The sequence below is a fragment of the Paracoccus sp. PAMC 22219 genome, from assembly GCF_000787695.1.
Taxonomy (GTDB): Bacteria; Pseudomonadota; Alphaproteobacteria; order Rhodobacterales; family Rhodobacteraceae; genus Paracoccus.
In genome coordinates this window covers 1-6,444 of sequence record NZ_BBPH01000190.1, presented here as the reverse complement: position 1 = coordinate 6,444, position 6,444 = coordinate 1, and the positions used below count along the sequence as shown (strand labels likewise).

The following is a 6,444-nucleotide window of genomic DNA, read 5'->3' as shown; positions in this document are numbered from 1 at the left end:
GATGGGCAAGGCTGCGGCGACGCTCACTTGAACCCGATCGCTCAGCGCGCGCAGGCGGTCGGTCAGGGTGACGGGCTGCGGAGCGGGTTCGGGCTTGGCAGCAGGAGGCGCGGCGGGTTTCGGGGGCGGTGCGTCGGTGCCGCTGTTCCGGGCAGGAGCGGTGCGGTTCGCAACCGCGTTCTGGAACCGTCCGCCGTCGCCCGCCGCCAGCGCCACCGCGCCGTCCGATATCCCGCGGAGCAGGTCGTCCAGCCAGTCCTGTTCCGCCTTGGCGAAATCGGACAGCACATAGGGCGCGACCTTGTCCTTGTGTCCCGGATGACCGATGCCAAGCCGAACCCGCCCATATTCCGCGCCGATATGCTGGTGGATTGACCGCAGGCCGTTGTGACCGGCATGCCCGCCACCATGCTTGACCCGGCACTTGCCCGGTGCCAGGTCCAGTTCGTCATGCAGAACGATCACGTCGGCGGGGGTCAGCTTCAGATAGCGCGCGGCCTCTCCGACGGATTGGCCGGACAGGTTCATGAAGGTCTGCGGTTTCAGCAGCGTGACGCGCATGTCGCCAAGGCGTCCCTCGGCGGCCATGCCCTGAAAGCGGGCACGCCACGGGGTGAAATCGTGGTCCGTGGCGATGCGGTCGACGGCCAGAAAACCGATATTGTGACGATTTGACGCATATTTCGCGCCGGGATTTCCCAGCCCCACGATCAGCTTCACGGCTGCCTCCTGTCCGCCCGCCGGGGGCGATTTGCGTTCCATCCCTTGCGGCTGTCCTTGCCCGTTACTAAGACTCTGTCAACACTTCGCGGGTAAGACAGGGACAAGTGCCCGGTCGAATCGCGGGGACAGGGGCGAACAGGCAAGGACAGAAGATGAGCGATCCGGCAGAATTCTACATGAACACCCTGGTGCCGATGGTGGTCGAACAGACCTCGCGCGGGGAACGGGCCTATGACATCTTCTCGCGCCTGCTGAAGGAGCGGATCATCTTCGTCTCCGGTCCCGTCCATGACGGGATGTCGACGCTGATCTGCGCGCAGCTGCTGTTCCTGGAGGCGGAGAACCCGTCCAAGGATATCAGCATGTATATCAACAGCCCCGGCGGCGTCGTGACGTCTGGCCTGTCGATCTATGACACCATGCAGTACATCAAGCCGCGCGTGTCGACGCTGGTGGTGGGGCAGGCGGCCAGCATGGGTTCGCTGCTGCTGGCGGCAGGCGAAAAGGGGCTGCGCTATTCGCTGCCCAACAGCCGCGTCATGGTCCACCAGCCGTCGGGCGGGTACCAAGGTCAGGCCACCGACATCCTGATCCACGCGCGCGAGACCGAAAAGCTGAAGCGTCGCCTGAACGAGATCTATGTCCACCATACCGGCAAATCCCTGGCCGAGGTCGAGGAGGCGCTGGAGCGCGACCGCTTCATGACCGCGGACGAGGCGAAGGACTGGGGCCTGATCGACGAGGTCGTGGCCCCGCGCGGCAAGGCCGTCCCCGAGAAGAAATAGCTTTGATGGGGATTGTGACGGGCCGGACTGGCCCGTAACATGGCATGAATGACCCGCGGCGGCCGATCCGTCGCGGGAAACCCGAAGATGCGGCGCGCGGAAACCCGATCCCGCCGTCGCCCGCCCCGCGACCTTGCGGGACGGCAGTCAAGGAAATGGACGATGGCGAACCAGTCCGGCAGCGACAGCAAGAACACGCTCTATTGCAGCTTCTGCGGCAAGAGCCAGCACGAGGTCCGCAAGCTGATTGCGGGACCGACCGTGTTCATCTGCGACGAATGCGTCGAACTGTGCATGGACATCATCCGCGAGGAGACCAAGACCAGTGGCCTGAAATCCGGCGACGGGGTGCCCACCCCACGTGAGATCTGCGGCGTGCTGGACGATTACGTCATCGGACAGGAGCATGCCAAGCGCGTGCTGTCGGTGGCCGTGCACAACCACTACAAGCGTCTGAACCACGGGTCAAAGACCGACATCGAACTGGCCAAGTCGAACATCCTGCTGATCGGCCCCACCGGCTGCGGCAAGACGCTGCTGGCGCAGACGCTGGCCCGCATCCTGGACGTGCCCTTCACGATGGCCGATGCGACCACGCTGACCGAGGCCGGCTACGTGGGCGAGGATGTCGAGAACATCATCCTGAAGCTGCTGCAATCGTCCGAATACAATGTCGAGCGTGCGCAGCGCGGCATCGTCTATATCGACGAGGTCGACAAGATCACCCGCAAGTCCGACAACCCGTCGATCACCCGCGACGTGTCCGGCGAGGGTGTGCAGCAGGCCCTCTTGAAGATCATGGAGGGCACGGTCGCCTCGGTTCCCCCGCAGGGCGGGCGCAAGCATCCCCAGCAGGAGTTCCTGCAGGTCGACACGACCAACATCCTGTTCATCTGCGGCGGCGCCTTTGCCGGTCTGGACCGGATCATCGCGCAGCGCAACAAGGGCACGGCGATGGGCTTTGGCGCCTCGGTCAAGGAATCGGGCGATCAGGGGGTCGGCGAACTGTTCAAGGAACTGGAGCCGGAGGACCTGCTGAAGTTCGGCCTGATCCCGGAATTCGTGGGCCGGCTGCCGGTCATCGCGACCCTGACCGATCTGGACGAAGAGGCGCTGATCATCATCCTGACCAAGCCGAAGAACGCCTTGGTCAAGCAGTACCAGCGCCTGTTCGATCTGGAAGGCGTCCAGCTGACCTTCACCGAGGATGCGCTGACCGCCATCGCCAAGCGCGCCATCAAGCGCAAGACCGGTGCCCGCGGCCTGCGGTCGATCATGGAAGAGATCCTTCTGGATACCATGTTCGAATTGCCAGGTCTGGACAGCGTTCAGGAGGTCGTGGTCAACGACGAGGCCGTGGACAACCCGGCGGCCAAGCCCCTTCTGATCCATGTGGATCCCAAGAAGGAAACCGCCTCGGCCGGCTGACCGGGGCGTTCCGCGCAAGGCTGGACCTTGCGCGGAAACTGGGGCATATCCCAAGGGCAAATCTGATCGTTGAGGGTCCTGCCGATGTCGTTCCTGCTGCGCTTTCTGACCTGGTGGAACAGCCAGACGCTGAACACTCAGTTCTGGACATGGCGCAACGGCGTCAAGGTCGGTGAGGACGCGGCAGGCAACGTCTTCTACAAGACCAAGGACGGCAAACGCCGTTGGGTGATCTACAAGGCCGAATCCGAGGCCAGCCAGATTGCGCCCGAATGGCACGGCTGGTTGCACCACACCTGGAATGAGGCACCGACCGAACTTGCCGTTCCGCGCAAGGCCTGGGAGCAGCCGCATCAGGCGAACCTGACCGGAACGCCAGGCGCTTATGTGCCCGCAGGATCGCTGTATCGTGCCGCACCTGCGGTCCGCAGCGACTATGACGCGTGGCGCCCCGAATAACATGTCCGCTGACATCGCCCACCGGGCCGAGGCGCGGGCCGAACTGATCGCGGGCGGCATCGTTCTGGCGGTCGCTGTAGGTTTTTTGACGTGGGCGGCGCAGGGTCAGTGGGGCGGCGGAACCGGCTATCCGCTGACCGCATCCTTTCCTGATGTTGACGGTGTGGCGGTTGGAACCGAGGTCCGCTTGGCAGGCGTGCGCATCGGCCGCGTCAGCGAGGTGCGGTTGAACCCGCAGACCTATCTCGCCGACGCCGTGCTGACGATCCCCGACGACATCGTTCTGCCCACCGACAGCGCAGCCCTGATCCAATCCGATGGACTGCTGGGCGGTGCCTATATCCAGCTGCAACCAGGTGGCGCCACGGAAAACCTCTCTCCCGGTGATGAGATCGAGGACGTCCAGGGCGCTGTCAGCCTGCTTCAACTGATGCTGAAATTCGTTGACAGTCAGTCGGCTGACGGGGACGCACCATGATCCGCGCCGCGCTGTGCCTGATACTTGTGGCATCGCCGCTGGCCGCACAGGACACCGTGCGGGCACAGGGCGCGATGCTGCGCGGGCTGGACAAGGTGTCGGGGCGGACGACGGACCTGCCGCTGCAGATCGGTCAGGCGGTTCGATATGGGCGGTTGGAGATCAGGCTGGGGGAATGCCGCTATCCGGCGGGCGACCCCAGTTCCGATGCCTTCGCGCAGCTGACGATCACCGACCTGCGCCAGAACGCATCGGTCTTCAGCGGCTGGATGATCGCCAGTTCGCCGGCGCTGTCAGCTCTGGACGACGCGCGCTATGATGTCTGGGTGATGTCCTGTCAGGGCTGATCGGTAAGCGCCTCGGCTGACGGCAGCGGCTTGGCCCTGATGTCGGCCTTGCGACGCAGGGCAGCCGTCAGGCGGGTGTGATAGGTCTTTCGCGGGATCTCGATCCCGCCCATCCGAGCCAGATGCGGCGTCAGGAACTGCGTGTCGAACAGCGTGAAGCCGCAGCGCTTTAGATGCGTCGAAAGCCACCACAGGGCCATCCGCGATCCGTTCTCCCGGGCCGATACCATGGATTCGCCGAAGAACGCCCCGCCAAGGGTCACCCCGAACAGGCCCCCTGCGAACTGCCCATCATGGCGGACCTCGATGGCATGGGCGTGGCCCGCGCCATGCAAGGCTTGGTACAGGTCGGCTAGGGGGGCATTGATCCAGGTCGTCTCGCGGTCGGCACAGGCGGCGACGACCGTCGCGAAATCGCCGTCCAGATGCGCCGACCAGCCGCCGCGCCGCAAATCACGCCGCAATGACCGGGCAACATGGACGCCGCCCACCGGCAGGACCCCCCGCATCGGGGGGTCGAACCAGTAGAGGCGGTCGTCATCCGCACTTTCGGCCATCGGGAAGACGCCCCGCGCATAACCGGTCAGCAGTTGCGCGGGCGTCAGCATCGGACCCTTACGCGTAGCGCCGGGCCAGCCAGCGTTCCAGCCAGTGGATCGAATAGTTCCCCGACTGGATGTCCGGTTCCGCCAGCAGGTCGCGGAACAGCGGCACGGTCGTGTCGACGCCGTCCACGATCAGTTCGCCCAGGGCACGCGACAGACGTGCCAGCGCCTCTTCCCGGTCGCGGCCATGCACGATCAGCTTGCCGATCAGGCTGTCGTAATAGGGCGGGATCGAATAGCCCTGATACAGCGCCGAATCCATCCGCACGCCCAGACCGCCCGGGGCGTGATACTGGGTGATCTTGCCGGGGCAGGGCGAGAAGCCCGGCACCTTTTCAGCGTTGATCCGCACCTCGATCGAGTGGCCGTTGATGACCAGGTCTTCCTGGTGGAACTCCATCGGCAGGCCTGCGGCGACGCGGATCTGCTGACGGACCAGATCGACGCCGAAGATCGCCTCGGTCACCGGATGCTCCACCTGCAGGCGGGTGTTCATCTCGATGAAGTAAAACTCTCCGTCCTCGAACAGAAACTCGATGGTGCCAGCGCCGGAGTAGCCGATCTTGGCCACCGCGTCCGCGCAGACCTTGCCGATGCGGGCGCGCTGTTCGGGCGTGATGGCGGGGCCGGGGGCCTCCTCCAGCACCTTCTGGTGGCGGCGCTGCAGCGAGCAATCGCGTTCGCCCAGATGCACGGCGCGGCCCTTGCCGTCGCCAAAGACCTGGATCTCGATATGGCGCGGGCGCTGCAGGTATTTTTCCAGATAGACGTCGGGATTGCCGAAGGCTGCCTTGGCCTCGGACCGCGCGGTGCGAAAGGCGACCTCAAGGCCCGCCTCGTTCTCGGCGACCTTCATGCCGCGACCGCCGCCGCCCGCCGTGGCCTTGATGATAACCGGATAGCCGATCTGGGCCGCGACCGCCTTGGCCTGGTCCACGTCGTTCACGCCGCCGTCGCTGCCGGGCACGCAGGGGACGCCAAGCGCCTTCATGGTGTCCTTGGCGGTGATCTTGTCGCCCATGATGCGGATGTGTTCCGCGCGCGGCCCAATGAAAGTGATGCCGTGATCTTCCAGCATCTGCACGAAGCCCGCGTTTTCCGACAGGAAGCCGTAGCCCGGGTGGATCGCCTGCGCGCCGGTGATCTCGCAGGCCGAGATCAGCGCCGGCATCGACAGATAGGACAGCGCCGAAGACGGCGGCCCGATGCAGACCGATTCGTCGGCCATGCGGACATGCATCGCGTCGGCGTCTGCGGTCGAATGGACCGCGACGGATGCGATGCCCATCTCGCGGCAGGCGCGGATCACGCGCAACGCGATCTCGCCCCGGTTGGCGATGAGGATCTTGTCGAACATGGGCTTACTCGACGATCATCAGGGGGGTGCCGAATTCCACCGGATTGCCGTCATCGACCAGGATGCGGCGCACCGTGCCCGCGCGGGGGGCGGGAATGTGGTTCATCGTCTTCATCGCCTCGACGATCATCAGCGTGTCACCCTCGGCCACGGTCTGGCCGACGGTCACGAAGGCCGCCGCACCGGGTTCGGCCGACAGATAGGCGGTGCCCACCATCGGAGAGGTCACGGCGCCGGGCAGGCTGGCCGGATCGGCGCTGGC

At 65.1% G+C, this 6,444-nt stretch carries 9 protein-coding genes; 5 read left to right on the top strand and 4 right to left on the bottom strand.

Going from position 1 to position 6,444, the window contains the following annotated elements; all coding sequences use genetic code 11:
- Positions 1–720, bottom strand: a 720-nt coding sequence (gene pth, locus TY51_RS17815; RefSeq protein ID WP_081995235.1) for an aminoacyl-tRNA hydrolase, incomplete at its 3' end; no start/stop codon positions are given.
- Positions 721–875: 155 nt separating this feature from the next.
- Between pth and TY51_RS17810 the strand changes: the two genes are divergently transcribed.
- From TY51_RS17810 to TY51_RS17790, 5 genes are all read left to right on the top strand, one after another.
- On the top strand, positions 876–1,508 hold the full coding sequence (locus tag TY51_RS17810; RefSeq protein ID WP_042252189.1) for an ATP-dependent Clp protease proteolytic subunit: 633 nt from the start codon (positions 876–878) through the stop codon (positions 1,506–1,508).
- Positions 1,509–1,670: 162 nt separating this feature from the next.
- Entirely contained in the window at positions 1,671–2,936 is a 1,266-nt protein-coding gene (clpX, locus tag TY51_RS17805; protein WP_042252186.1) for an ATP-dependent Clp protease ATP-binding subunit ClpX, read from the top strand.
- An 84-nt stretch (positions 2,937–3,020) separates the two neighbouring features.
- A complete protein-coding gene (locus tag TY51_RS17800; protein WP_042252184.1) occupies positions 3,021–3,395 on the top strand; it encodes an NADH:ubiquinone oxidoreductase subunit NDUFA12 in 375 nt (124 codons plus the stop codon).
- 1 nt (position 3,396) lies between these two features.
- Positions 3,397–3,873: an outer membrane lipid asymmetry maintenance protein MlaD gene (locus tag TY51_RS17795; RefSeq protein WP_042252182.1), complete on the top strand. Its 477-nt coding sequence runs from the start codon at positions 3,397–3,399 to the stop codon at positions 3,871–3,873.
- Positions 3,870–4,220 carry a DUF2155 domain-containing protein gene (locus TY51_RS17790; protein WP_042252180.1) on the top strand — a complete coding sequence of 117 codons (351 nt, stop codon included), beginning with the start codon at positions 3,870–3,872 and terminating at the stop codon, positions 4,218–4,220. The genes TY51_RS17795 and TY51_RS17790 overlap by 4 nt, the downstream gene beginning before the upstream one ends.
- Here TY51_RS17790 and aat read toward each other — a convergent pair.
- The 3 genes from aat to TY51_RS17775 form a co-directional block, all read right to left on the bottom strand.
- On the bottom strand, positions 4,211–4,828 hold the full coding sequence (gene aat / locus TY51_RS17785) for a leucyl/phenylalanyl-tRNA--protein transferase (RefSeq protein WP_042252177.1): 618 nt from the start codon (positions 4,826–4,828) through the stop codon (positions 4,211–4,213). The genes TY51_RS17790 and aat overlap by 10 nt on opposite strands.
- 7 nt (positions 4,829–4,835) lie before the next feature.
- Positions 4,836–6,182, bottom strand: coding sequence for an acetyl-CoA carboxylase biotin carboxylase subunit (gene accC, locus TY51_RS17780; protein WP_042252174.1), 1,347 nt, complete (start codon positions 6,180–6,182; stop codon positions 4,836–4,838).
- A gap of 4 nt (positions 6,183–6,186) precedes the next feature.
- A partial coding sequence (locus tag TY51_RS17775) for a biotin/lipoyl-containing protein (RefSeq protein WP_042252172.1) occupies positions 6,187–6,444 on the bottom strand: 258 nt, incomplete at its 5' end.